General features: G+C 42.7%; 31 protein-coding genes. 7 read left to right on the plus strand and 24 right to left on the minus strand.

From position 1 onward, the window contains the following. Positions 1 to 119: 119 nt before the first annotated feature. The 6 genes from bshC to AS29_RS19455 form a co-directional block, all read right to left on the minus strand. Entirely contained in the window at positions 120 to 1742 is a 1623-nt protein-coding gene (gene bshC, locus AS29_RS19430) for a bacillithiol biosynthesis cysteine-adding enzyme BshC (RefSeq protein ID WP_035412964.1), read from the minus strand. A gap of 88 nt (positions 1743 to 1830) precedes the next feature. After that, on the minus strand, positions 1831 to 2217 hold the full coding sequence (locus tag AS29_RS19435) for a DUF3397 family protein (RefSeq protein ID WP_197491631.1): 387 nt from the start codon (positions 2215 to 2217) through the stop codon (positions 1831 to 1833). 16 nt (positions 2218 to 2233) lie between these two features. Continuing rightward, the gene (locus AS29_RS19440; protein WP_035412969.1) at positions 2234 to 3106 is read right to left on the minus strand and encodes a 2-dehydropantoate 2-reductase; all 873 of its coding nucleotides are present in this window, start codon (positions 3104 to 3106) and stop codon (positions 2234 to 2236) included. Between the two features lie 147 nt (positions 3107 to 3253). Continuing rightward, positions 3254 to 4792, minus strand: a complete 1539-nt coding sequence (locus AS29_RS19445; RefSeq protein WP_035412972.1) for an acyl-CoA carboxylase subunit beta — start codon at positions 4790 to 4792, stop codon at positions 3254 to 3256. A 13-nt stretch (positions 4793 to 4805) separates the two neighbouring features. After that, positions 4806 to 5021, minus strand: a complete 216-nt coding sequence (locus AS29_RS19450) for an acetyl-CoA carboxylase biotin carboxyl carrier protein subunit (RefSeq protein WP_035412975.1) — start codon at positions 5019 to 5021, stop codon at positions 4806 to 4808. A gap of 14 nt (positions 5022 to 5035) precedes the next feature. Then, on the minus strand, positions 5036 to 6376 hold the full coding sequence (locus AS29_RS19455) for an acetyl-CoA carboxylase biotin carboxylase subunit (protein ID WP_035412977.1): 1341 nt from the start codon (positions 6374 to 6376) through the stop codon (positions 5036 to 5038). 188 nt (positions 6377 to 6564) lie between these two features. Here AS29_RS19455 and AS29_RS19460 point away from each other — a divergent pair, with 188 nt between their 5' ends. After that, entirely contained in the window at positions 6565 to 7041 is a 477-nt protein-coding gene (locus AS29_RS19460) for an N-acetyltransferase (protein ID WP_035412980.1), read from the plus strand. A 46-nt stretch (positions 7042 to 7087) separates the two neighbouring features. On the opposite strand, the gene AS29_RS19465 is transcribed toward AS29_RS19460, so the two are convergent. From AS29_RS19465 to AS29_RS19480, 5 genes are all read right to left on the minus strand, one after another. Then, complete coding sequence (locus AS29_RS19465; protein ID WP_035412982.1) at positions 7088 to 7684, minus strand: RsfA family transcriptional regulator; 597 nt, start codon at positions 7682 to 7684, stop codon at positions 7088 to 7090. 228 nt (positions 7685 to 7912) lie between these two features. Then, complete coding sequence (locus AS29_RS19470; RefSeq protein ID WP_051860850.1) at positions 7913 to 8680, minus strand: enoyl-CoA hydratase/isomerase family protein; 768 nt, start codon at positions 8678 to 8680, stop codon at positions 7913 to 7915. Between the two features lie 305 nt (positions 8681 to 8985). Beyond that, complete coding sequence (locus AS29_RS21455) at positions 8986 to 9165, minus strand: hypothetical protein (RefSeq protein WP_197491632.1); 180 nt, start codon at positions 9163 to 9165, stop codon at positions 8986 to 8988. Positions 9166 to 9504: 339 nt separating this feature from the next. Then, positions 9505 to 9678, minus strand: coding sequence for a 50S ribosomal protein L32 (gene rpmF / locus AS29_RS19475; RefSeq protein ID WP_035412984.1), 174 nt, complete (start codon positions 9676 to 9678; stop codon positions 9505 to 9507). A 92-nt stretch (positions 9679 to 9770) separates the two neighbouring features. Further along, positions 9771 to 10295, minus strand: a complete 525-nt coding sequence (locus tag AS29_RS19480; RefSeq protein WP_035412985.1) for a YceD family protein — start codon at positions 10293 to 10295, stop codon at positions 9771 to 9773. A 229-nt stretch (positions 10296 to 10524) separates the two neighbouring features. Between AS29_RS19480 and AS29_RS19485 the strand changes: the two genes are divergently transcribed. Further along, entirely contained in the window at positions 10525 to 11757 is a 1233-nt protein-coding gene (locus AS29_RS19485; protein WP_035412988.1) for a nucleotidyltransferase, read from the plus strand. 28 nt (positions 11758 to 11785) lie between these two features. On the opposite strand, the gene AS29_RS19490 is transcribed toward AS29_RS19485, so the two are convergent. Then, on the minus strand, positions 11786 to 12826 hold the full coding sequence (locus tag AS29_RS19490) for a SepM family pheromone-processing serine protease (RefSeq protein WP_035412989.1): 1041 nt from the start codon (positions 12824 to 12826) through the stop codon (positions 11786 to 11788). Next, positions 12816 to 13607 carry a patatin-like phospholipase family protein gene (locus tag AS29_RS19495; protein ID WP_035412990.1) on the minus strand — a complete coding sequence of 264 codons (792 nt, stop codon included), beginning with the start codon at positions 13605 to 13607 and terminating at the stop codon, positions 12816 to 12818. The genes AS29_RS19490 and AS29_RS19495 overlap by 11 nt, the downstream gene beginning before the upstream one ends. A gap of 161 nt (positions 13608 to 13768) precedes the next feature. On the opposite strand from AS29_RS19495, the gene ylbJ reads away from it, so the two are divergent. Further along, positions 13769 to 14971, plus strand: coding sequence for a sporulation integral membrane protein YlbJ (gene ylbJ, locus AS29_RS19500; RefSeq protein WP_035412991.1), 1203 nt, complete (start codon positions 13769 to 13771; stop codon positions 14969 to 14971). A 150-nt stretch (positions 14972 to 15121) separates the two neighbouring features. On the opposite strand, the gene coaD is transcribed toward ylbJ, so the two are convergent. Together coaD and rsmD are read right to left on the minus strand one after the other, a co-directional pair. Continuing rightward, on the minus strand, positions 15122 to 15610 hold the full coding sequence (gene coaD / locus AS29_RS19505; RefSeq protein WP_035412992.1) for a pantetheine-phosphate adenylyltransferase: 489 nt from the start codon (positions 15608 to 15610) through the stop codon (positions 15122 to 15124). Beyond that, entirely contained in the window at positions 15610 to 16182 is a 573-nt protein-coding gene (rsmD, locus tag AS29_RS19510) for a 16S rRNA (guanine(966)-N(2))-methyltransferase RsmD (RefSeq protein ID WP_035412994.1), read from the minus strand. The genes coaD and rsmD overlap by 1 nt, the downstream gene beginning before the upstream one ends. Before the next feature lie 358 nt (positions 16183 to 16540). On the opposite strand from rsmD, the gene AS29_RS19515 reads away from it, so the two are divergent. Next, positions 16541 to 16930, plus strand: a complete 390-nt coding sequence (locus AS29_RS19515) for a DUF7147 family protein (RefSeq protein WP_035412996.1) — start codon at positions 16541 to 16543, stop codon at positions 16928 to 16930. Between the two features lie 34 nt (positions 16931 to 16964). On the opposite strand, the gene AS29_RS19520 is transcribed toward AS29_RS19515, so the two are convergent. Further along, positions 16965 to 17237 (minus strand): YlbG family protein, encoded by a 273-nt coding sequence (locus tag AS29_RS19520; protein WP_035412999.1) that lies wholly within the window; start codon positions 17235 to 17237, stop codon positions 16965 to 16967. An 86-nt stretch (positions 17238 to 17323) separates the two neighbouring features. Here AS29_RS19520 and AS29_RS19525 point away from each other — a divergent pair, with 86 nt between their 5' ends. After that, on the plus strand, positions 17324 to 17650 hold the full coding sequence (locus tag AS29_RS19525; protein WP_035413002.1) for a hypothetical protein: 327 nt from the start codon (positions 17324 to 17326) through the stop codon (positions 17648 to 17650). Positions 17651 to 17678: 28 nt separating this feature from the next. Here the strand turns inward: AS29_RS19525 and AS29_RS19530 are convergent, their stop codons facing one another. From AS29_RS19530 to ylbD, 4 genes are all read right to left on the minus strand, one after another. Then, entirely contained in the window at positions 17679 to 18161 is a 483-nt protein-coding gene (locus AS29_RS19530) for a YlbF family regulator (RefSeq protein WP_051860851.1), read from the minus strand. Positions 18162 to 18197: 36 nt separating this feature from the next. After that, a complete protein-coding gene (locus AS29_RS19535; protein WP_035413005.1) occupies positions 18198 to 18596 on the minus strand; it encodes a hypothetical protein in 399 nt (132 codons plus the stop codon). Positions 18597 to 18677: 81 nt separating this feature from the next. Continuing rightward, positions 18678 to 18917, minus strand: a complete 240-nt coding sequence (locus AS29_RS19540; RefSeq protein WP_035413007.1) for a YlbE-like family protein — start codon at positions 18915 to 18917, stop codon at positions 18678 to 18680. Positions 18918 to 18920: 3 nt separating this feature from the next. Then, positions 18921 to 19313, minus strand: coding sequence for a YlbD family protein (ylbD, locus tag AS29_RS19545; RefSeq protein ID WP_035413009.1), 393 nt, complete (start codon positions 19311 to 19313; stop codon positions 18921 to 18923). Positions 19314 to 19441: 128 nt separating this feature from the next. Between ylbD and AS29_RS19550 the strand changes: the two genes are divergently transcribed. Next, complete coding sequence (locus AS29_RS19550) at positions 19442 to 19933, plus strand: PaaI family thioesterase (RefSeq protein WP_051860852.1); 492 nt, start codon at positions 19442 to 19444, stop codon at positions 19931 to 19933. A gap of 23 nt (positions 19934 to 19956) precedes the next feature. Here the strand turns inward: AS29_RS19550 and AS29_RS19555 are convergent, their stop codons facing one another. After that, positions 19957 to 20997 carry a CAP domain-containing protein gene (locus AS29_RS19555; RefSeq protein ID WP_035413011.1) on the minus strand — a complete coding sequence of 347 codons (1041 nt, stop codon included), beginning with the start codon at positions 20995 to 20997 and terminating at the stop codon, positions 19957 to 19959. A gap of 253 nt (positions 20998 to 21250) precedes the next feature. On the opposite strand from AS29_RS19555, the gene AS29_RS19560 reads away from it, so the two are divergent. Further along, complete coding sequence (locus AS29_RS19560) at positions 21251 to 21610, plus strand: YugN family protein (RefSeq protein WP_035413013.1); 360 nt, start codon at positions 21251 to 21253, stop codon at positions 21608 to 21610. 28 nt (positions 21611 to 21638) lie between these two features. Here the strand turns inward: AS29_RS19560 and AS29_RS19565 are convergent, their stop codons facing one another. The 3 genes from AS29_RS19565 to ctaG all read right to left on the minus strand — a co-directional run bounded on the left by AS29_RS19565 (position 21639) and on the right by ctaG (position 23616). Next, positions 21639 to 22136, minus strand: coding sequence for a GNAT family N-acetyltransferase (locus tag AS29_RS19565; RefSeq protein ID WP_051860853.1), 498 nt, complete (start codon positions 22134 to 22136; stop codon positions 21639 to 21641). Positions 22137 to 22210: 74 nt separating this feature from the next. Then, complete coding sequence (locus tag AS29_RS19570) at positions 22211 to 22672, minus strand: DUF420 domain-containing protein (protein ID WP_035413015.1); 462 nt, start codon at positions 22670 to 22672, stop codon at positions 22211 to 22213. A 35-nt stretch (positions 22673 to 22707) separates the two neighbouring features. Then, positions 22708 to 23616, minus strand: a complete 909-nt coding sequence (gene ctaG / locus AS29_RS19575) for a cytochrome c oxidase assembly factor CtaG (RefSeq protein ID WP_035413017.1) — start codon at positions 23614 to 23616, stop codon at positions 22708 to 22710. Position 23617: the final 1 nt, after the last annotated feature.

Here is a 23617-nt window from a genome sequence, read left to right on the forward strand (position 1 = left end):
TTGTCCCCACTCTCTCTCCCAAACTCACCACTTTCCCCCACTTATCTCCACTTCCCATTCTACACGTTTTGAAAACAAAAAAAAACCCTGTACAGCACAGGATTTTTAAAAAAATTACGTTAAATTTTGACAACCTTATGTTGATTATTAAAGGAATATGACAAACCTGCAAGATTTTGCGGGAATTGACTTCCGTACTTGTTTAAATAGTAATATATGTTCCAGATTCTTTCCTGCAGACTGCCTTCCGGAGAAATAGCCCATTCTGCCCTGTCAAATTTCGCTAAAATGTGATGGTGTTTCAATTCAATGTTCTTCTTGGTTTCTTTCTTCAACAGGTCTATTTGCCTAACGATGAACTGCTTGTTCTTATGAGAGTAAGCTTCCATACCGGGATATTCTCCAGCAATTTTATTTGTAAGCTGATCATGAATTCGGGTAATTTCACGAATAGCATCATCTGCCAGCCCATCAACTTCAATCTCCTGATTATTAATCAGCCACTGTTCCTTCATTTTAGCAAGGTTTCCGTTTAATGCTTCAGGGATGCCCACTTGAATATCCTTCAAGTCAGTTTCGATTGAACGCTCCAGAATGGTTACATTTAATCTTGGCACGACCGGCGGCATTTTAATATCCATTGTTTCAAAGGCGAGCTTCAATTCCGCCCAGTAGGAAAGCTCACCTGGACCCGCAATAAAAGCCAGAGTAGGGAGAACAAGCTCCTGCATAATCGGTCTTGTCACAACATTGTTGCTGAATTTCTCTGGACAGGCAGCTAACTCGCCCAAAAACTCCTGCTTTGTGAAGGAGATTCGATTTTCTTTATCTGCAAATCCGCCTGATTCGAGGCGCTGCATAAGAAGCCGCTCATCATCCGCTTCATAAAACAGGTTGGCACTTTCAAAAACCGTTTCGATAATGGGCGAGAATCCATTTTCTCTGATTATTTGCTGCTGATCCATTACACCCCGCGCAAGTTTATCATTTTTATGAATCATAGCAGAGAAATACTCTGTTTCAAGCTCACGAAGACCTGCGTCTGCAGACTGAATCAGCACAATCCCCTCTGAGCCAAATAGATCCATAATCAGCCATTCGAAAAATTCGGTATAAGTAGAGGACTTCTCCATATACATAGTGAGTTTCTTTAAAAGCCCTTTTGTATGCTGTGTTTCTCCAAAGGACTGAATGACTTCTTCCATCCACCTTTTACAGGCTGCGTGATCGAGTTCCGCATAGGCTACAGACCGCTTATTCAAATACCGCTGACTGATGGCTTTCTTTTTCACCCGATCATTTTTTTGAATATAAACATGATTGATTTCATCAAAATCATGGTCCTCACCCGCTACCCAAAACACGGGGATAACCGGAGATCCAATCTTCTCCTCCTGCTGTTTGGCCAAAGCAAGGATGGATATGACCTTATGAATGGTATATAGCGGACCGGTTAACAACCCAGCCTGCTGCCCGCCTACTACAACGGTGCTTTTCTCATCAAGCAGCCGTTCAATATTCCTCATTGCGGCAGGAGCCTGAAATTTTTCATTGTAGGATTTTAAATAAGAGCATAATTCTTCCCGGTTAAATGACCGCTTTAAAAGGTCATCACGCCTCTTCGTATAGACATCTTCCTGGCTGATGTCATAGTCAAAATATGTATGAATATCTAACGTTTTCTCAATCATTGCATTGACAAACGGATTCGCCGATTGCAGGGAGAACTCAAATATCTCCATGATGTACTTCCTTTCTCGGTTAAAAATGCATTCCGTCAAAAAGTATAGCACTTATTGATGGCTTTGTTAAAAAATACGTTTCGGTAAGCTAGTTGAGTTCATTCAGGATATAAAGACCGGCGCCATAAAACAATAAAATAAAGGACGCTATGAAATATACTAAGAAGGATAGTCTCCACATCTTTTTCAAAGCTTTCCTTGGCCTTTTCCATTTAGCCATCGCAAAGAATAGTATGAACACGAGGAACCAGCCAACCAAACTCCAGTACAAATAGATTAAGGAAGACATCTCCCAGATTGTGGTCATTTTTATATATACTGAGAAGAAAAAGAGGAACACACTTAAATCAGATGCAGCGAGCAAAGCCTTTTTCCCATTTCCAGTCACAGCTTTCAAAGTGAAGATTAACAGCACAAAGCATATAGCAGGTGCAAACGCTGCAGCACCGAGTAATACTGAAACTAGTCCCTTCACCAGCATCCGCTCCCCTTTAGTTGTTTTCCATTCCTTTTATTGCGTTCGTTAAGAACGAAAGAATTGGAGCCGTTATGTTTTTATCTGATGCCAAATCCAGGACATAGCCTGCTATTGCATCAATCTCAGTTTTTCTGCCCATACGCAAATCCTGAAGCATTGACGACACGTTATTGGATGTTGCTCTGCATATATCCTCTATTGTTTTCCACTGAGCGGCTTCATCCCCAAGTTCCAAAACCGGGAAAACCTCATCAAAAACTTGTTTTAGCAAAAGATGATAATGAGGATCTTCTATGAGCTGGCCATTACGGACATTGAGCAGCCCTGTAAGCGGATTAATGCATGCATTTACGAGCAGCTTTCCGGCAAGAATTTCATACCAGCCAGAACGATAGACAAACGGAAAATCCGCTGTGCTGAGAGATTCAATCATTTCACTGCCGGTTCCTTCTGGAAAGGGTGAGAAGATTGTAGTTCCGATGCCGTTTTCCTGAACTTCCCTTTCTCCTTTTTTTTCGGCGCCATGACTAACCGAGCCAGTGTAAATGGTGTGTCCTTTTAAATTAGACAAACTCTTAATGTGCCCCATTCCATTTTGTAAAAAGAGAAGGGTTTTTGGTTCTTCGGGGAAAAGATGATTGAGGATGCAAGGGAGGTGAAATTGCTTGACAGTCACAATCAGCAGATTCTCTTCATAATGCCTGGCAGAAGAAGCATGAGGATAACTGATTTCAGTTTTTCCATCTTTAATAACCGCAATCCCCTGATTTCGTATTTCGGCTGCCTGCGCTTCTGTATTTGTATAGACGGTAAGCTGATGATTCCGATTTAAATAGGCTGCAAATAATAAGCCAATCGCTCCGCCGCCAATTATTCCGACTTTCATATGGCAAGCCCCCTTTTTCCCTAATCATACCAAAAATTAATACAGCGAAACATCCGTTTGGTGCACTTCATGAAAAAAAGATGACCTGCCCTGCACACTAGCTGCAGGCAGCTTACTTGTGCAAGTATACAGGTCATCTCTTCCTAGTTAGACCGGATAAACCGGGTGCTTACGGTAAGGCAGCGGTTCTTCCTTTGATTCATATTGTTTAAACCGGATAATCAATTCCTGTCGCAGATCATCCGCTCCAACAATATGGTCAATAATCATTTCTGATGCAAGCCTGTATATATCGATTGTTTCTTTGTATTCCTGCTGCTTTTCCATCACATATTTCAGTCGTTCTTTTGGATCCTCTATTTCATTAATCTTATTGGAGTAAACCGCATTGACAGCGGCTTCAGGTCCCATTACGGCAATTTGCGCTGACGGAAGCGCAATGCAGCAATCCGGTTCAAATGCCGGACCTGACATCGCATATAACCCTGCTCCATATGCTTTCCTTACAATAACAGAAATTCTCGGCACGGTGGCAGAACTCATGGCTGCAATCATTTTTGCCCCGTGGCGGATGATTCCCGCTCTTTCCACTTTCGTTCCAATCATGAAACCTGGTACATCTGCAAGGAAAAGCAGCGGAATTTGAAAGGCATCACATAATGCAACAAACTTTGCCGCTTTATCAGCTGAATCCACGAAAAGCACCCCGCCTTTAACACGCGGCTGATTGGCAACAATGCCTACAGGCTTTCCGTCAATCCTGGCAAGTCCCGTGATTAACTCCTGTGCGAACAGCTTTTTAATTTCAAAAAAGCTGCCCCCATCGATCAATGAATCAATTGCGTCATACATATCAAATGGAGCATTTTGATTTTCCGGAATAATCGAAGACAGCAATTTTTCACTTACCGGAGCCGCCGGTTCTGTTTCGGTTGGCCTGTTTTTAAAATTAGCCGGAAAATACGTCAAGTATGTCCGGGCTTCAGCAATTGCTTCTTCCTCAGTAGATACGAGCACATCACCGCAGCCGCTTATACTGCAATGCATTCTGGCTCCTCCCATTTCCTCAAGCGATACCTTCTCCCCAATGACCTTCTCTGCCATGCGCGGCGAACCAAGATACATGGAAGCATTTCCTTCCACCATAATCACAATGTCACAGAATGCAGGAATATAAGCTCCTCCAGCTGCAGAAGGGCCAAATAGCAAACAAATCTGCGGAATCATTCCGGATAGCCTGACCTGATTATGAAAAATCTTTCCTGCGCCTCTCCGGTTTGGGAACATATCCAGCTGATCCGTAATTCTTGCTCCGGCTGAATCCACTAAGTACAGGAGCGGCACCATTAATTTTTCTGCCGTCTCCTGGATCCGGATAATTTTTTCGACAGTTCTTGCTCCCCAGGAACCTGCCTTAACTGTTGAATCGTTAGCCATCACACATACGGTTTGCCCGTGTATCTGTCCAATCGCCGTTACCACTCCATCAGCCGGAAGATCTCCTGCAAGGTGATTCGCAAACTTGCCGTCCTCCGAATACTGGCCATTATCAAAAAGCTGTTTCAGCCGGTCCCGGACAAAAAGTTTCCCCTGTTCTCGGGATTTATCATGATATTTTTGATGACCGCCTGCTTCTGCTTGAGCAATTTTTTGCTTTAATTGATCGTTCAGCTCTACCATTTTCATTGCAAAGCCCCCCTTAATCCTCTAGTAAAACGAGGACATCCCCTTCGTTTACGAAATCGCCCATTTGAACTTTTATTTCCTTAACTGTTCCTGAATAAGCAGACTCAACAGGAATCTCCATTTTCATTGATTCAAGCATCAGTAAATCCTGTCCCGATGCCACGGCTGCACCTGCTTCAACTAATACGTTTAATACTGTACCTGCCATGCTTGCTGTAACTTCTTTCATGTTTGTCCCATCCTTTACCCGACGATTTTTGATTTTTTTAATAATGATGTAGTGTACTGGCCTGATTTAAACTCTTCGTCCTTTATCACCTTTACAAACAAAGGCAAATTGGATTTAACCCCTTCGATTTGCATTCCTTTAAAAACTTCGGCCGCTTTTTCCATAGCTGCTTCACGAGTTTCACCATATACAACCGCTTTTGCGATTAGGGGATCATAAAATGGCGTAATTTGATTTCCTTCTGTATAGGTCCGGTCCAAAATGAAACCTGATGGCTCAGGGTATGTAAACACATTCAATTTTCCAGGTGACGGAATGAATTTTTCCGGGTCCTCTGCATAAAGTCTGAATTCAAATGCATGGCCAATTTTACGGATCTCACCCTGATTGAGGGGAAGAGTTTCTCCTCTGGCAGCCAGAATCTGCCACTTTACCAAATCCAGCCCTGTAATCATTTCAGTCACACGGTGCTCCACCTGCAGGCGGGTATTCATTTCAAGAAAATAAAATTGCTCCTGATCATCCATTATGAATTCGACGGTCCCCGCGTTCCTATAGCCCACATGGAGAGCTGCCTGAACGGCTGCTTTGCATATTTTTCCGCGTGTTTCTTCTGAAATACTTGGAGACGGCGCTTCTTCAATTACCTTTTGATTTCTGCGCTGAACCGAGCACTCCCTTTCATACAAGTGAACGATATTCCCATGCATATCCCCGAATATTTGAACTTCAATATGGCGGGACTCAGCAATATACTTTTCAATAAAAACCTCGTCATTACCGAAGTAAGCTTTTGCTCTGTTTTTGGCGGATGCATAGACTTTTTCAAGATCTGATTTTTCCTGGCAAAGATGCATGCCAATTCCGCCTCCGCCCCCGCTAGCTTTCAGCATCACAGGATAGCCGATTTGTTCTGCTTTCTCAGCAGCCTGCTCCAATGTGTCCAAACTAAGCTCACTGCCCGGCACTACGGGTATTCCTGCTTCCATCATGGTTTTTCTTGCAAGAACCTTATCGCCCATTTTTTCAATCACATCAGACGATGGTCCAATAAACAGTAATCCAAGTTCCTCTGTTTTTCGGACAAAATCACTATTCTCCGAGAGAAATCCATAACCCGGATGGATGGCATCTGCCCCTTCTCTCACCGCTAATTCCAAAATAGAATCTGCGAGAAGATATGATTTCCCTACAGGCGCCTCACCAATGCGGAAGGAATAATCCGCTTCCTTTACATACGGCAGGTCCTGATCCGCATCTGAAAAAATAGCAATCGTCTCAATCCCCATCTGCTTGCACGTTTCAATGATCCGCGAGGCAATTTCTCCCCTGTTTGCAATCAATACTTTTTTCAACGATTCCCACCCCCAGTTTAAAAAAGACCATCTTCAAATATATGTTTCTACAATATAATGCAATATCCTTTATTTTTTTGAAAGCGTTTCCTAACCCTTTGTGAAAAGTACTGAATACATGGTATAATGGGATTAGTCAATAAATTTAAAATTTTATTACTTTTCATCTGCATCAAGGGGGAAAAAATATGCATAAGGTTGAACGCCTTCTTATTAACTACAAAACACTTGAAGAGTTTAAAAGATTTAAAGAATACGGACTTCAAGAGCTATCCATGCTTGAGGATCTTGAAGGAAACATCATTGAGAATGACAGTGACTCCCCGTTTTACGGAATCTATTTCGGAGAAAAACTGGTTGCACGGATGAGTCTTTACAGAGTTGATAAAAAATTTGATCAATATTTTTCTCCACAGCAGGATTATTTAGAGCTTTGGAAGCTTGAGGTTCTTCCCGATTATCAGCGGGAGGGATATGGCCAATCCCTGGTGGAATTCGCAAAATCATTTAAGCTTCCGATCAAAACGAATCCACGTGTCAAATCCGCAGATTTCTGGAGTAAAATGAATTTCGAAGCTGTTAAATACGATATGGACCGGGATAAAGGGGAAAACCCGCTTCTCTGGTCGCCGGACGCCTCCCGCCATTCCTCTGAATCCGCTTAAACGAACAGGACCGCTCTCAACGAGCGGTCCTGTTCGTTAGTCCTGGCTATTTTTCTATTCTCTCAAGGTTCCCGTTTCGATCCATCTGAAACTTCACTTTACGGTTCCGTTCATCTTCCTGCGAAATGGCCATCTTTCTGGCACGATCCATAATTTCAATAAGCGACTGATAGTCTTCCTCCACTAGCAAGAGCTGATTCTGCAGAATCTGCTTTTCCTTCTCCAGAATCGTAACCTGCTGCTCAAGCTTCTGCACTTTATCCGAAAGAAGCTGGTTGCTTTCCTTTAAAACTCTCGCATCCTCTGAATCATCATAGGCTTCTAAAAATTTCACAATCTCTTTTATCGTCAGCCCGTTTTTGTCATCCGAAACGGACGTAATCTCCTTCGCTTCCTTAACAGGTTCCAATTTCCCTCTAGACTCCTTGCGAAGCCTTTTCGCATGATCAATTCCGGACTTATACTGTTTTCTCACATATGAATTCCACCTGAATCCGCACGCTGCGGCCGTCCTGGACAAATGTCTGCCCACCTCTTCAAAAGCAGCCAGCTGGGTCCCGCCCTCTCTAATATGGCGAAGCACCACTTCAGCAAGCAAAAGATCCTCATCCTGCGTCCAAGCATCCTGTCTTGTAGCCGTCATCCCCATTTCCCCCCAATATCGTTTTCATATACATATGCTGATGATAGATTCGATAGACTATGTACTAAAACAAAAGCGGAGTTGATATGGTGTGGACGTCAGGCTGCGGATCCAAAGGTTATTAAGAGACGAAGGAAATCCATTTTGCTAATGAACATCTCCAGGTTACAATTTTCCGGCCATAAAGGAGCATTCCCAAGCCTCCTTAATGCGGGAACTGAAAAATTCTTATTTCCTTTTAAAAAACAGATCCACCGCATGATGATGCTCTTCTTTTCCCCATAATCTTGCACATTGGCGAATTTCTTCTTCCATCCTCTCCCACAGCTGACTGCTTTTCAGCTTTCGTACTTGAATCGTTTTATAAGCCCTTGTAACAGCTGGATTTTTCGCTAGCATGGTTTTTATGTATTGCACTCCTTCTTCCTGGAAAATGGGTTCCGGCAATATTTCATCCAGGACTCCTTTTTGAAGGAGCTCATGAGCACCATATATGTTCGCTGAACATAGAAGACCGATGGCTTTGGATGAATCCACTCTTTCCATTAATAAAGAGCCGCCGCCCCAGCCGGTAGTAATCGATAGCGTTCCTTGAATAAAGCCCATACGGATTCCCTTTTTTGCATATCGGATATCCGCTGCCATTGCAAGCTCGCAGCCTCCACCTACAGCCGTTCCATTTATAAGAGCACAAACAGGTGCCGGGAACATAGCAAAACGGTAAAGAATCTTTCCCATTCTATGAAGCATCCTAAATGATTCCTCTTCTGTTTTTAAAGAATGGAACGCTGAAAGATCACCTCCTGAACAAAAGGCTGCGTCTCCGGATCCTGTCAGAATAAGCCCCCGCACTTGATCATCCTGTTCATACTGATCCAAAAAAGCTTCCAGTTCCTCCATTACACCAAAATCTATTGCATTCCGCTTCTCAGCACGATTAAGTCTTACTTCGATCATCCCATCTCCAACATCTGAAACAAGTACCTTGTTTTCCACGATAACCACCCCTGTTATGTATATAAAACTATTATATCACCGGGATTATGAAAACGGATTCATTTTGGTGCTTACCCTTTTGTATTGCAGGACAGAAACTGTGGTTTAACTGGCAGGCTGCTCCTGTCCTCGTTTGTCTGACTACTTTGTCTGACAAACCGCTCTTTGTCTCGTTCGTCTGACAATTTTGTCTGACAAGCTGCTCTTTTCCTCATTTGTCTGACTACTTTGTCTGACAAACCGCTCTTTTCCTCGTTTGTCTGACAACTTCGTCTGACAAACCGCTCTTTTCCTCGTTTGTCTGACTACTTTGTCTGACAAACCGCTCTTTTCATCGTTTGTCTGACTACTTTGTCTGACAAACCGCTCTTTTCCTCGTTTGTCTGACTACTTTGTCTGACAAACCGCTCTTTGTCTCGTTCGTCTGACAACTTCGTCTGACTAGCCACTCTTTTCCTCGTTTGTCTGACAACATCGTCTGACAAATCGCTCTTACCCTCGTTTGTCTGACTACTTTGTCTGACAAACCGCTCTTTTCATCGTTTGTCTGACTACTTTGTCTGACAAACCGTTCTTACCCTCGTTTGTCTGACAACTTCGTCTGACAAACCGCTCTTACCCTAGTTTGTCTGACAACTTCGTCTGACAATCCGCTCTTTTCCTCGTTTGTCTGACAACTTCTTCTGACAAGCCGCTCTTTTCCTCGTTTGTCTGACAACTTCGTCTGACAAGCCGCTCTTTTCCTCGTTTGTCTGACAACACAAATTCCAGACAACAAAAAACCCGCTCCGAAGCACTGGGCTTTGAGCGGGTTCTTTATGGTCTTATTTTTCCACTACTTCTTTTCCTTTGTATGTTCCGCAAGCTTTGCAGACACGGTGAGACAATTTCATATCACCGCAGTTAGGGCATACTACCATACCAGGCACTTGCAATTTGAAGTGTGTACGACGCAATCTTTTTCTTGTTTTAGAAGTTCTTCTAAAAGGTACAGCCATTCTTCCCACCTCCTTAAAGAGTGTTAAACTTACATGTACTGGATGAAGACGGCGTAAATCCGATCATCTGGTTTAAAGCTAAAAATCAGCCTTTAGCTTTCATTATTGTTATCGAAGAATTTGGCCAGTTCAGCCATTCTTGGATCCACTTTGTTTTTGTTTTCCTCTTCAGACACGACCTTCCAGTCCTTGCCTTCCTGAGGGGCGGCTCCTTCTTCGTTAACGCTGTCGCTGAAGACCTGCATTGGAATTTCGAGAAGAATCAATTCTTTAATTGCTGGAATTAAATCAACTTCATCGCTATCAAGCGTATGAATTTCTCCTTCAAGTTCCTCGTCATAGTCTGTCGGTTTCAATAGGTATACTTCAGTCGTCTCAATATGAAAAGGGAATCGAACATCTACAAGCGTTCTGGCACATGGAAGAGTCAAGACCCCTGTTACAGTCAGCTGAAACGTTGCTTTATCCGATTGGATCGCGGCTCTGCCGGTTACATGGACAGGCGAAATATCTCTCACGTCTTTATGCTCATTGATGAGCTCGGTGAGATCGATTTTCTCGTCCAATTCCAATCCTTTGCTTTGATATTGATATAACTGGTTGATTAACCATTTCATTAGGTATCACCTCAAGGCAACAAAGGTAATTATAGCTTTCACTATTCCATTTGTCAATATTTTTTCTTTACACTATAATATAGTCATTCAAGCCGTCTTTCCATACATGCCGGGCACAATATTCAGCATTATATCACACTTTCGCAGAAGTGTGTTTTATGTTGGATATACTGTATGAATACTCTACCATATGAATGACCCGGAATTCAAAATAAAGGAGCCACTCTAATTGAATATTTTAGGGCTTATTGTTGAATACAATCCTTTTCACAACGGACATTTATATCATATGCAGGAAGCAAAAAAGGCGGCTCAAGCCGATGTTACAATTGCCGTCATGAGCGGAACCTTCCTCCAACGAGGCGAGCCTGCTCTTTTGCCTAAATGGGAGCGTGCAAGAATGGCTCTGGAGGCAGGTGCTGACTTAGCAGTAGAGCTGCCTTACGTTTATTCTTCTCAAAAAGCAAGTACGTTCGCAAACGGGGCTGTTTCAATTTTGGATATGCTCGGTGCTTCTCATCTGTGCTTTGGCAGCGAGGATGGAAAAATTGAGCCTTTTTTCAATTCAATCAATCAAATCTCTCAACATGAAGAAAAATACAGGTCGAGCATTAAAGAATACATGAAACAGGGTCTGAGCTATCCAAAGGCTCTCTCCCTTTCATTTGAGGCCATCAATGGCTCTAAAGGAGATCTGGCTGATCTGACGAAACCGAACAATATACTTGGCTTTCAGTATGTTACCTCTATTCTTGAGCAAGGAAGTCCGATGAGGGCTCAAACCATCCAGCGGACTTCAGCGGGCTATCACGATGAAGAGCTTCCGTCAGGAAAAATCGCGAGTGCTACCAGTCTCCGCAAAGCCATTTTCAGCGGAAATGGAACGATAAATGAAATAAAGCCATTTGTTCCGGAATCCACGTATCGCATTCTATCCGGCTGGTCAAATGAGGGCAATCCATTCCTCAGCTGGGATCGATACTTTCCATATCTGCAATATAACGCTTTATCCATGACGGGTAAGGAGCTTTCTGAAATATATGAGGTCGAGGAAGGTTTGGAAAATCGTCTAAGGTCCGCCCTCAAAGAAAGCTCATCATTTCAGGAATTTATGGAACAGCTAAAAACTAAGCGGTATACATGGACAAGACTTCAGCGAATGTGTGTTCATGTGTTAATGAGAACGACAAATAGGCAGATGGAAGAAGCCGTAAATGGAGAACGAAGTCCTTATATTAGAGTTTTGGGGATGAACCCAACCGGGCAGCGTTATTTAGGAAGCATAAAAAAGAATGTGAAAGTGCCGTTAATCACGAATGTTCATTCATTTGAGCATCCAGCCCTCTCACTGGATATAAAAGCAGCAAATCTCTATGCAATGGGTTTTCCAAAACAAAGCAGGATCTCACGATTAAAAGCAGAGTATGCAACACCGCCTGTAAGAATTGGGTTTGACAAATAAACAGCCGCCAGTAAATGGCGGCTGTTATCTATTTAACCTTAAGCTGATCAAGGTAACTTACGGCATCGCTGAACCGGTCAACTGGAACAATTTTCATTTTGGTTTTGATGTCTTTCGCGGTTTTGACGGCTTCTTCATAATTCGAGCCTTTTTTACCGTTCTCGCTTGGAGCAAAAAAGATTTCGGCTCCTGATTTATCAGCTGCGACAATCTTTTGTGAAATCCCTCCAATTGGACCTACCTCGCCAGTTTCAGCGATCGTTCCTGTTCCGGCAATCTGATATCCTTTCGTATAATCCTCTTTCGTCAGCTGATCGTATATTTCAAGGCTCATCATAAGGCCAGCTGAAGGTCCGCCTATGTCCTCTGTATCGAGCTTAATGTCGGGATTCACGGTTACTTCTCTGTCTGTCATAAGGGTAATCCCTATACCCGCTCTAGATTGACCGCCTTTTGTTAAGCTTTCAGGAAATTTCGCAATGGCAACGGTGACGGTTCTTTTGCTGCCGCGGCGCTCGAAGGTAATCGAAACTTGATCTCCTTCTTTTTTCTTTTCTACATAACTGACGAATTCTTCTGAACTTTTTAGTACTTTTCCATCAACTTCGTATACTCTGTCTCCCGCCTTCAAGCTTTTTGCAGCTGGCATGCCTTTGATAAGCGAGTTTACATACACTCCGTTAAATTTGCTTGTCACTTCTTTCCCTGCCTTATGGTAGGCAAGGATCAGCGCAGATTCCTGGGAGCCTTCCATCAGCTTAAGCTGTCTATTCAAGTATTCCTCATCGGATTCTTCCGGTGCTTTGACCTGATTCATCGGGAGAATTTCAGCGTATTCATCGAATTGGGCTGCGAGATAGCCTAAAATGCTTGCCCTTCCTATACTTACAGTGGTAAGAGAAAAACTGCCTGCTGAATCGTATCCTCCATCCACTTTAATAATGGGTTCAAGAGCTGAAGCATTTCCGGGCTTTGTTACGTAATACGGTAATTTTATGTAGGAAATCGCCATGGCTATAATAATGCCGATGACAAAAGCCCGGATTGCCCCTTTTCGTTTATTCCTCATTCTGAGACTCCTTCCAATTGTCAATCAAAGAACGGATCGCCGGGAGGTTTTTTTGAGCCTCCACTTCTCCGCTTAAAATAATCTCTTGTATGTTCGTAAAAGACCTGGAGCTGAATTTCTCTACTTGGGGCCGTATCATGATGTCGGAGGCAACTGCACGGTGATGAACCAGTTCATCCTGCATAATATCAAGACTTTGAAGGATTACATCAAAAATCGATGTGATCGCTGCCTGTCTTTTTACAACGGAGACATCAACTGAAATAACCAGATCCGCTCCCATATCCCTTACAACGGATACCGGAACCCGGTCGACTACTCCCCCGTCAACAAGCATTCGGCCATCGATGATTTCCGGAACAAAAATTCCCGGAATGGCAATGCTCGCGCGGACGGCTTCTGCAACCGGACCTTTCGTGAATACTACTTTTTCACCTTTGCATAGGTCCGTAGCCACGATGGAAAGCGGGATATTCAAATCTTCAATATTATTGCCCTTTGTAAAAGCACGTATCAATCCTTTCACTTTTTCACCAGCAATAAAACCCATTTTAGGGATGGTCAGATCTAAATAATAGCTTCTTTTAAAGGCAGCAGCGATTTGATACAGACTTTTTATATCAAGCCCCGCTGCATAAAAGCTTCCAACAAGTGCTCCCATGCTGCTCCCGGCTATCATGTGAACCGGAATTCCCTCGTCCTTCAATACTTTCAATACACCGAGATGTGCAAATCCTCTCGCTCCCCCGGATCCGAGCGCCAAACCGATTTTAGGTTCCATGTTCACCAGCCCTCCTTAATCATTTAAAGGCAGATACTGAATCTTATGGTCTAAAATAGAAGGCTATTCTCGTATATTAAGGTAATGAAGAGGTACATGCCTGACAACTATTTTATCATTACACGGTTCTCGTTGTATAGAACATAGAGAGGGGGAGCCTGATGGGCCGTGAAAAGTGGAATACCCTGCTGATCGCATTTTTATTGCTTACGCTCACCGCTTCAATTATCTTGCATCCAAAGGCTTCTCTGGAGGCCTCAAGGGGCGGGCTGGAAGTTTGGTGGACCATAGTATTTCCTTCCCTGCTCCCTTTCTTTATCATTTCCGAGCTGCTCATAGGCTTCGGTGTTGTCCGGTTTGCCGGCGTTCTTCTTGAGCCAGTCATGAGGCCGCTGTTTAAGGTCCCTGGGTCGGGCGGATTTGTTTGGGCAATGGGAATTGCTTCTGGTTTTCCTGCAGGTGCAAAACTTACTTCCCGGCTGCGTAAAGAAAAGCAGCTAACCAGTATTGAAGCAGAACGGCTCGTATCCTTCACGAATTGTTCAAGTCCCCTTTTTATGTTTGCTGCCGTTTCTGTTGGAATATTTAAAAACCCGGCATTGGGCATTTTGCTCGCATCCGCTCATTATTTATCAAACCTGCTGGTAGGCATCCTCATGCAATTTCATGGAAGCCAAACAGAATCGAAAGATGAAGCAAGGGTCAAGAAACTCCCTTTCCCTTCATTTTCAGAGGCCTTTTCAGCACTTCATGAGACCCGGTTAAAAAATAAAAAGCCAATTGGAAAGATGCTTGGGGATGCTGTACTTGGATCTGTTCAAACGCTGCTAGTCATTGGCGGCTTTATCATACTCTTCTCCGTATTAACAAAAATTCTGGATATTGTTGGGTTTTCAAATATGGCTGCTGGGATTTTAAACCAGCTTTTCACTATATTCTCCCTCCCGGAAAGCCTTACAAAGCCACTGATAGCAGGTATTTTTGAAATTACACAAGGAAATATGGAGACAAGCAAGGCGAGTGCGGGACTGTTATCAAAAGTCATCATGGCGTCCTTTATTTTGGGATTCAGCGGTTTATCTGTTCAAGCTCAGGTTGCAAGCATTCTCGCCGAAACCGACATTCGCTTTTTTCCGTTTTTCATAGCCAGGATCATGCAGGGATTTCTGGCAGCCATTCTTACCTGGCTGCTATGGAAGCCGCTATATGTAAACCGGGGAGGCGTTTCATTAACGTATGCACCTTCACAAGGAACTGAAGGTCTGGAGCCATTTAGCCTTTTATTTTCATCCGGTCCGCTCATTACATTATTTTTCCTTGGCTTGTATATTTGGCTTTACTGGCGAAAACATGGGGCTTATTAAGAGTAGCGTGTCCTGCCGCAGCGCAGAAGTGACCCGCATCCTGCGGGCCCCCGGCACCTCAGATTGGACCAGGCGCTGAAGCGGGATAAATCAATTTATACAAAGAAAGAGGATACAGTAGTAAATAAGGGCAGAGAAAATCCTCCGCCCTCATTCTGCTTTATTGAATTTTTCCTTAAGGGCTTCTTCAACACACGGGGGGACAAGGTCCGAAATATCTCCGTTGTATTTTGCCACTTCCTTGACAATGCTTGAACTTAAGAATGAATATTGGTTGTTTGTCATCATAAAGAAGGTTTCAATTTTATCATCGAGCACCCTGTTCATGGATGTAATCTGCATTTCGTATTCAAAATCCGATACGGCTCTTAACCCTCTTAGAATCGCATTGGCATTCTTGCTTCTGGCGTAATCAATCAGTAAACCTTGAGAGGACTCTACCGTAACATTGGGAATATCCTTGGTTACTTCTTTTAATAACGCGCATCTCTCATCCACACTGAACAAAGAATTTTTAGATGAGTTGTTTAATACACAAACGTAAACCGTATCGAATATATTGGCTCCCCGTCTGATAATATCCATATGTCCAAGAGTAACCGGATCAAAACTACCTGAACAAACTGCTACACTTGCCATTACATTTCCCCCATTCTCCCATCGCCGTGTCTATAAATACTGACAGCAGCCATCCCATACTTCTCAAACTTTACTAATTCGAAGCTTCCAATTTGACCGGGCAATTCAACCTCCGTCCCATGCTCTGCAACGACAAAGCCGCCCTCTGTAAGAAGCTGTTCATCACTAATCTGTTCGATAAGCGCTTTCAATTTTTGTTGCTTATACGGCGGATCCAAAAACACCAATTGAAACTGCAGCTCTCTCTTAATAATCGCTTTAAGCGCCCGCTCTGCATCATTGCGATAAACCTCGGACTGATCCTGCAGCCTGCACGCCTCTAGATTGCTATGTATGGTTTGGATGGCTTTTGCGTCCCGGTCCACAAATATGCACCGTTCTGTGCCTCTGCTTAACGCTTCAATTCCGAGGCCGCCGCTTCCTCCAAAGAGATCAAGCGCGAGTCCTCCATCAAAATAAGGTCCGATCATATTAAAGATTGCTTCTTTGACCTTATCAGTCGTCGGTCTGGTCGACATCCCCGGAACTGCTTTTAAAGGTCTCCCTTTTAATGAACCTGATACAACTCTCATTTTCTATTCACCACTGCTTTACAAATTTCCTGTTTTTTCGCAAAGTCATCGTACCATAAAATAATGGGAGAGAAAAGGCAAGCCTTTTTAAGCATAAAAAAAAACCCCGCAGTAAAACCGCAGGGTCCCTCTAAACCAAAAGGCTAGAAGGAAAAGGGAGAGGAGAAACCGGAGGAAGAACTTATGGGGAAACGTAAGTCTTCTCCGCGGTTGGCAACAACATCATGAACGAGATGCTGTTAATAGAGAGTATGGCCTGCCTTTTACATTCCTATACATTTATTTCCTTCAATGGCGCAACTTTCAGATTCATGCTACATTTGATATGAAACCCATCTGCAAAAAAGGAGAGTATGTAATGGTACAGCGTTTTATCGAGCTTGGCGAAGGCTATTCAGATTTATATGAATTACTGGAAATTATCCGGTCCAATAAACATAGAATTACCTCATTTCTTGATCTATCAACGGTACATAATAATAAAAAGGTAACGACTGCAGGAGTTATCATGTCTCCAACAGATCCCGGAAATTTTCAGGCCATCTATATTTGCCGCGAAGGAATTATTGATCCCAGTGAAAAAGATACACAGCGCTACCGGCTTTTTCGTGATGCGGCTGAAGAATCCGGAAAGCCCGTCTACCAATTTGCTGTAAAATCTTCTTCTGTATTTCATGAACCCATTTTATATTATCAATACCTTACGGGAATTCTTCGGTTAAACCATATCCTTCCCCCATTAAAATAAAAAACGCAATCCGGGTTACTGGATTGCGTTTGGATTATAAACCCATTTTGTAATCATATTCCTTCGCTTTATCTTGCTTTTTCTCGAATTCGAGCTTGAGAAATGGCTTGTAAGAGGGTTCAACATGCTTTACAAAAGAGTAAGATGCGATTTTCTCTTTAAGCGCCTCATTTTGCTCCATATCACAGTACAGAACAACATATTTGAGCCTTCTGGAAATATAGTGAACGTTTCCAAAACGGCGAAGCATTTTAACCTGCTTCAATGAGTGCATCCATACAATTAGACCTTGTCTTTTTCCATCCATTTTTTCTCACCCTTTTTCACATGTCCAAGAAAAGTTTATCAAAGTTCTCACTCTTTCACAATATGCATCTGAAGGAGGAAAAAAAATTGCCAGCTGAACTTGACCTGATTTGGAAGGATTTTTTGGATCATATGTCTTCTGCGTCTGTTTTATCTTCAATACGTAAGGCAGTCATAACTGGAATCCCATTCCTATATATTACAGAAAATTCCTCATCAAGCAAAGAGCTGCTCAGGAGCCTGATTGATCAGGCTGCCAAAAAAGCCATGCTCCATAAAAAAGTTACGTACAAATCAGTTTTTGTACGTAATGATGGTCCTCTTTGGGTATATCGTCATCGTTTTTACGTCCCTCAGGAAAAAATGTTCTGCTGCGGAAATTTATGTACTGATTGTATCTTGAAAAATAAATAATAGGGGCGGATAACTTCCGCCCCTATGATCAGGAAACTTTGCAGCCGCAGCCTCCGCCAGAACCGCAGCCCCCGCCGCATGCTGAAAGGCTGTCAAAAAACGGATTTCCAGTCGGAACTTTCACATGTTCTGAAACTGCACTTCCCAGCTGGATGCTAATCTCATCCAGAAGGGTTTGGAGCTCAGTCTCAGCCCGTCTGAACGCAGCTACTTTCTCGTTTAAATCAAGTTCTCTTTTGATCTCCCGCATATCTTTTGAGATCTGTCTATAGTCAGGATGGTATTTTCCAAATCGCTGGACATCCTCGTATATGTCTTTTACTTTTACAAACCTGCTGACAATATCCTGTGCCGTTTGATCATTCTTCAAGTCTGCCAGACGCATGCGATAGGCTTCCGCAAGGTCCGACTGCAGGATCATTTCACTAATCTCGTCAGCCTGATCCAATATTTGCACACTCTCCATTGTTGCATAAACCAATGACAGCACCTCCAATGACCATTTTACCATGAAAAAGGCTGGAAGAGAACTATCCCCCTTTTGCAGCTAATCGACTTTAACCGTCAAGCTGCGAGGCTTATGGCTGATATCAGGCCTGTTATATGCATGAACATTCAGCAATATTTCATGATATCCTGTCTTTAAACCGGAAATTGAAAACGCAGGGGTCATGTATCGCTTCTCTTCATTCCCATCAATTGAAACGGTCACAAAAAGCTCTCCTTCTTTCATTTTTTGATCCGGCACGCCAAAATTTCCTTTAGGAACAAAACACTCTACATAGACGGTATCGCCTTTAACAAAATGATGAATAGAGTAACTTCCCTGCCTCAGTTCCAGAGCTTTTGCCTCAGCTCCTCCCGCGAAACCCTTCGGCCTGGGCTTATCATTTGTACAGCCAGCTGCCAAGAGTATGAGCATAAGAATAAGGATGGTCCTTGTCATAGGTGCACCTCCTTTTCTTACTAGGCTTTGCAATCTTGGACAAAACATGTAAAAAAAAGCTTAAGCGTTTTTGCTTAAGCTTTAATCCTGCTGCTTCATAGACTGAAACATACCAAGCATCATAGAAGCCATCTGAATGGAATTTGAGAATTGCGCTACCTTATGGGGAATGGTTTTCTGGTAATAATTCATCATAGCAAGATTCATTTCTTCCAGCGCTTGAGGATTGCGGGAAAGCTTTCGGTACCATTGAGGCTGTTCCCTGATAAATTTTGTGATTTCAGGCTTTGATTGGATGTACTCCTGGATTTCTTGTCTCATAGTTTAGTCCTTTCTGAAGGAAAAGGGTCTGCTCCCTCCGCTTGAAGATGAGCTCCCCGATCCTTTAGCAACCCCCAATGTTTCCAGCAGGTTCTGAACCGTCGAAACAGCATTGCTCATTTTGCTCAAGCTGATGTTCATTTCGTTTGCATCCATTTTTTTCACAGCGGAAAAAAGCTGTGTGACGAATCCTTTTCCATCATCCGTTTCTTTTTCTTCCTGAGTAGCGTCTTTATAATCGTTCCAATAAGCATCATTTTCGCCAAGCAAATACCAATTCTCATAGTATTCCTGCCATGTTTTTGTCCCTTTTTTCGCTTCTTCAATCATTTTAGGATGCTTTCGGACAAATTCCTTAAACTCCTCAACTTTCGGATGCAGCTTTTTCGTAGCCATTTGCCTCACCCCTTTTACTTACGCCTAGTATAATTTAAGCAAAAGGCACCCAATTGGTTCGCCTAAATTTTTCACACAGCCTTGTCATTCTGATAATATAAAAAGAAAACACCGAAAGGGATGCAGCAATGAACAAAGAACAGATGAAGCAGCAAACATTCGAGCTTATTGATCAGCTATCCCCCAATGAAACAGATGATTTTCTTCTGCTTCTTGAGGCAATGAAACGAAAAAATCAAAAAATCAGCAGTACATATATCGGGGCCCTTCTTCAGGCAGAAGGTCAAGATGGCGACGACGAATTTTCCGTAACCATACCGAATACAGCATTAATCCAAAACTCCCTGGATATAGTACATGGAGGAATCACAGCGACACTCGCTGATTCAGCCATGGGTACCCTTGCACATAAACTTTTACCCGCACATCTTGCAGCCGTCACTTCAGAGCTTAAAATCAATTATACAGCTCCAGGAATCGGTTCTTTCCTGACATGCAAAGCAAAGCTAATTCATAAAGGAACGAAAACACTGCTAATGGAATCGAGCATTTACAGGGAAGATGGGAAACTGATCGCATACAGCACGGCTACCTTTTTTATTATAGAAAGAAAAAAATGATAACCCGATGCGGTTATCATTTTTTACTTCCCTATGAAATCCTGTGTATAGTAATCTTTATAAACTCCGACTCCAAGATGGGTGAACTCTTTATTGAGCAATGCTTTCCTGTGACCTTCACTGTTCAGCCAGCCTTCTACAGAAGAAATACTGTCACTGTAGTGGGCAGCAATATTTTCACCTGCCGTTTGATAAGGAATTCGGTCCCGCTTTAACCGGTCAGCAAGAGTCCCCTGTGTGGGTGAATCATGAGCAAAATATTGCTGGTCTGCCATATCTTTGCTATGTGAAAACGCTGTTCGGGCCGTATTCGGGTCCCAGCTTAAAGGGGCCAATTCATGACGGTTTCGTATGACATTGGTAATATCTAATATTTGCCTCTCCTGCGCACGCTGAATATCCTTCTCCTCTTCTTCAGACACAGTCTTGGCATTAATCAGCTTTCCTCTGTAAACGACTTCATAGGGACGCTGTTTTATAAAGGTTTCTTTGTCGGTCGCGCGAATACTTGACAGTGTCCCATCAAACTTATCAATATAAAGCTGAATGATTGTCCCATCAGCTTCAATGGCAGGACGCGTATTCATATCTTCCTCTGATAGTTCGAATCGATATGAATTTCCATCATGCTCCATTGATAGCGAGGAAGAAATCGGTGCAGTCTGATAAACCTCGCTCAGCGGCTCACCCAGCTTATAAGGATTCATATTCACACCATTTCCGATCGCATAGACAGAAACCACTTTATCCGCCAGAACACCAATCTGTACGTATTGATTGTTTCCTCCATTGTAGATCCACCATTGATAATCATATTGTGATGGATCTTTCCTGGAAGGTTCCCCGAGTTCTTTAAGAACCTGTCCTGATGACTGGCCCATTAAAGAAAGCAGTCCTTTATCGGGCAGGTCAATAGCTTGATTGGGGGTATCTTCTTCATTTGAAAGCTGTAAATCTTTCTTTTCTTCTATTCGGTTAGGAGGCTGTTCTGCAAACTTAATAAATACGGTATAGGTACTTATAATAATGGCAATGACCAAAATGGATTTAAACAAACGTCTCAGCTAAATTACCCCCGCTTTTCATTTTAAATTAATCCTGCTGTTACAAGTCATTTAATCAGAAAAGACTTCCAATTTCAATAAATAAGGCGAAACTGTCATGTTATGGTTAAATAGTATGTCTAAAATGCTTGCATTTAATACCGATTTTCCCAAATGGACCCATATCCGGATTGAAAGTCTGACTGTTTCATACTATTATAAGAATATGGGATGAAAAGCGTTTACATAAGGGTGGAAGGGAGAATACGGTCTTATGAAATTCGAAGGAACAGGGCTTGACCAGCAAACCGCAGAATTAAGCAGGCTTGATTTTTTAATGGAGCAGCATGGATTAATTCGCGCCGGACAGTGGGACTATGAACGCGTTACCTATGATAAGAAAATGGAACAGCTGGGGGAAATTTATTATTTTAGGATTCAAGGCTATATTACAGAAGGTGAAGTGGGTGGAAGACACGCGGTTGTAAAATTATTAACACCCCTTCTGGGAAAGCATTATTATCCCCATGGCGTGGAATATGGCGAGGGAGAAGATTTTCCCGAACCGATTGTCCAATCCTGCGAAAACACCATTAAGCGTTTAAAAAAAGACTTGGAAGCGATTACGCTTTAAAAAGACAGAAGCCTTGCTTTTGTCTTTTTTACTTTGACAGGCTCCAGCTTAAATAGGATTTCTCCTTCCTATTACATATGAGACCGAGCCTGCTAAGAATGCCAATCGTCTTTACCTGTTCAATATGGCATTCTGTAGAAATGCATTTCACCCCTTTTTGTTCAAAAAGCCAATCAAAAAAATGGCTTACTGCCTCAAATCCATTCTCTTTTCGATAGTCAGGGTGAATACGAAAGTCAAAGTCTACAGTGCCATCTTGATCCGGCTTTGAATAAATGTAAAAATCTCCGATCATCTTCTTTTCCCTGTGGTGAATAATCAGCCAAATGCCCCAACCATACTCAGACCGGTCCTTCTCCAGTCTTTCTATGTAAAAAGGCAAAATTCCTTGACTCATTGATGAAGGCCAGTCCTCTGGAATGACAATAGGAGATCGCTTGGCCAGTTCCTTTTTATGCAGAATGAGCGACTTCGCCAAATCCAAGGAGCAGGGAATGAGCAGCAGCTCATCTGTTAGAATTTCCATCGCTTTCCCTCCTTTGCATTTAACCAAATAAAAAAGGGTTACAGAATTATATTCTGCACCCCCCTTGTATTATGTTAAAAGCCAGTAATTGCCTTAATGACGGGAACTGTTTCTCCCCCGCCATAAATAATGTATAAAAGCATATAAACAGTGACTCCTGTTATTGCTGTCGAAAACCAGATAATGCTTGTGATTGGTCCAAGCCTTCTATGGCGGATTATTTTTCGTTTGTAGCCGGACCAGATCGAGATAATTCCAAAAACTCCCCCTGAAGCTGCAAGAAAGATATGAAAGATTAAAAAGATTAAATAAAAAACTTTAACACTCGGGGGTCCTCCAAAGGCCGTATTTCCGTCGAAAACAGTTCTGGAAACGTAAACGATAAAAAAAACAAGCGCAAAAACACCGGCCCATGTCATCGCTTTACGATGAGCCTCTACACGGCGTTTAGCAATCAAATACCAGCCAATGGCAACAAATACGGCACTGATTACAATAAAGGCTGTGCTGATCGTTGGAAGAAGAGGCAAGTACATATGCAAAGACTCCTTTTATTTGAATGATGTCACAATCAAATGCGATGCTCTTTTTCTGAGAGGATTGCCTGCAGCTCCCGATTATCCTTTTCTCTTTCGATTCTTACCCACTTAAAGAAAATATATCCAAGAATCGTGCCGTAAACAGCCTCCTGGATGATTTTCATTAATATGCCCCCGAGCTGCTGATCCTCGGTTAACGGCATAGAAGTAAAAACTTCCGGGCCTGACAGGTTTAGCCCCGATAACATGTTTCCAGGTACACAGAGCGCCATTGCGTTCATCCAGGAAGCAGGATCGGAATAAGCTGCATAAAGCGGATCCTTTGCAAAAATGATCAGCGCACACGCAGGTGTCAGGAGAACACCATTAGCAAAAATATACCCTATTTTCATAAGGCTGGACATCTCGTCCGAATTTCCGCGTTTTCTAAATACAGGCCACCACATACATATGGATGTCAAAAAAATAAGACTCGTAGCGGCAGCGTGATAGACAGGATTAGTTTTGACAATATCGAATACGAGGGGTGTATGATACAAGGAAAAAATGCCATTAAACAAAATTAATGCCAGGATCGGCTGAGTCAAAAACATAAAAATCTGCCTGACTGGCGAACGCAGTAAAATCACATTCCAAATCCAGCCTGGTATCCCAATGATAAGCAGCGGTGTAACAACTAAATATACCAAGGCCATCTGAGTCATATGCACACTAAAAAGGATATGGCCCAGCAGATCAAGAGGACTTCCTTTCAAAATGTAAAGAAGTGCTAGTCCTCCATAAAATGAAGCTTTCTGCTGCCAGGATACTTCCTCAGAGTACTTAAACCATTTGTTTCGATGCCTGACTGCTGAAAAATACAATGCTGCAAGGATTCCTAATATAGCGAGATAATAAGGACTCCATAACGCCTCAAATCCGAACAATGCCAAATTTCCCAAA

Origin of the sequence: Bacillus sp. SJS (assembly GCF_000732485.2) — a bacterium.
Lineage (GTDB): Bacteria > Bacillota > Bacilli > Bacillales > Bacillaceae > Metabacillus_B > Metabacillus_B sediminis.

Excerpts from the sequence above, each read along its gene's own strand:
- bshC (WP_035412964.1), bottom strand. The coding sequence starts at position 1,742 with ATGGAGATATTTGAGTTCTCCCTGCAATCGGCGAATCCGTTTGTCAAT.
- AS29_RS19440 (WP_035412969.1), bottom strand. The coding sequence starts at position 3,106 with ATGAAAGTCGGAATAATTGGCGGCGGAGCGATTGGCTTATTATTTGCA.
- AS29_RS19445 (WP_035412972.1), bottom strand. The coding sequence starts at position 4,792 with ATGAAAATGGTAGAGCTGAACGATCAATTAAAGCAAAAAATTGCTCAA.
- AS29_RS19450 (WP_035412975.1), bottom strand. The coding sequence starts at position 5,021 with ATGAAAGAAGTTACAGCAAGCATGGCAGGTACAGTATTAAACGTATTA.
- AS29_RS19460 (WP_035412980.1), top strand. The coding sequence starts at position 6,565 with ATGCATAAGGTTGAACGCCTTCTTATTAACTACAAAACACTTGAAGAG.
- AS29_RS19465 (WP_035412982.1), bottom strand. The coding sequence starts at position 7,684 with ATGACGGCTACAAGACAGGATGCTTGGACGCAGGATGAGGATCTTTTG.
- rpmF (WP_035412984.1), bottom strand. The coding sequence starts at position 9,678 with ATGGCTGTACCTTTTAGAAGAACTTCTAAAACAAGAAAAAGATTGCGT.
- AS29_RS19480 (WP_035412985.1), bottom strand. The coding sequence starts at position 10,295 with ATGAAATGGTTAATCAACCAGTTATATCAATATCAAAGCAAAGGATTG.
- AS29_RS19490 (WP_035412989.1), bottom strand. The coding sequence starts at position 12,826 with ATGAGGAATAAACGAAAAGGGGCAATCCGGGCTTTTGTCATCGGCATT.
- AS29_RS19495 (WP_035412990.1), bottom strand. The coding sequence starts at position 13,607 with ATGGAACCTAAAATCGGTTTGGCGCTCGGATCCGGGGGAGCGAGAGGA.
- ylbJ (WP_035412991.1), top strand. The coding sequence starts at position 13,769 with ATGGGCCGTGAAAAGTGGAATACCCTGCTGATCGCATTTTTATTGCTT.
- coaD (WP_035412992.1), bottom strand. The coding sequence starts at position 15,610 with ATGGCAAGTGTAGCAGTTTGTTCAGGTAGTTTTGATCCGGTTACTCTT.
- rsmD (WP_035412994.1), bottom strand. The coding sequence starts at position 16,182 with ATGAGAGTTGTATCAGGTTCATTAAAAGGGAGACCTTTAAAAGCAGTT.
- AS29_RS19515 (WP_035412996.1), top strand. The coding sequence starts at position 16,541 with ATGGTACAGCGTTTTATCGAGCTTGGCGAAGGCTATTCAGATTTATAT.
- AS29_RS19520 (WP_035412999.1), bottom strand. The coding sequence starts at position 17,237 with ATGGATGGAAAAAGACAAGGTCTAATTGTATGGATGCACTCATTGAAG.
- AS29_RS19530 (WP_051860851.1), bottom strand. The coding sequence starts at position 18,161 with ATGGTAAAATGGTCATTGGAGGTGCTGTCATTGGTTTATGCAACAATG.
- AS29_RS19535 (WP_035413005.1), bottom strand. The coding sequence starts at position 18,596 with ATGACAAGGACCATCCTTATTCTTATGCTCATACTCTTGGCAGCTGGC.
- AS29_RS19540 (WP_035413007.1), bottom strand. The coding sequence starts at position 18,917 with ATGAGACAAGAAATCCAGGAGTACATCCAATCAAAGCCTGAAATCACA.
- ylbD (WP_035413009.1), bottom strand. The coding sequence starts at position 19,313 with ATGGCTACGAAAAAGCTGCATCCGAAAGTTGAGGAGTTTAAGGAATTT.
- AS29_RS19550 (WP_051860852.1), top strand. The coding sequence starts at position 19,442 with ATGAACAAAGAACAGATGAAGCAGCAAACATTCGAGCTTATTGATCAG.
- AS29_RS19560 (WP_035413013.1), top strand. The coding sequence starts at position 21,251 with ATGAAATTCGAAGGAACAGGGCTTGACCAGCAAACCGCAGAATTAAGC.
- AS29_RS19565 (WP_051860853.1), bottom strand. The coding sequence starts at position 22,136 with ATGGAAATTCTAACAGATGAGCTGCTGCTCATTCCCTGCTCCTTGGAT.
- AS29_RS19570 (WP_035413015.1), bottom strand. The coding sequence starts at position 22,672 with ATGTACTTGCCTCTTCTTCCAACGATCAGCACAGCCTTTATTGTAATC.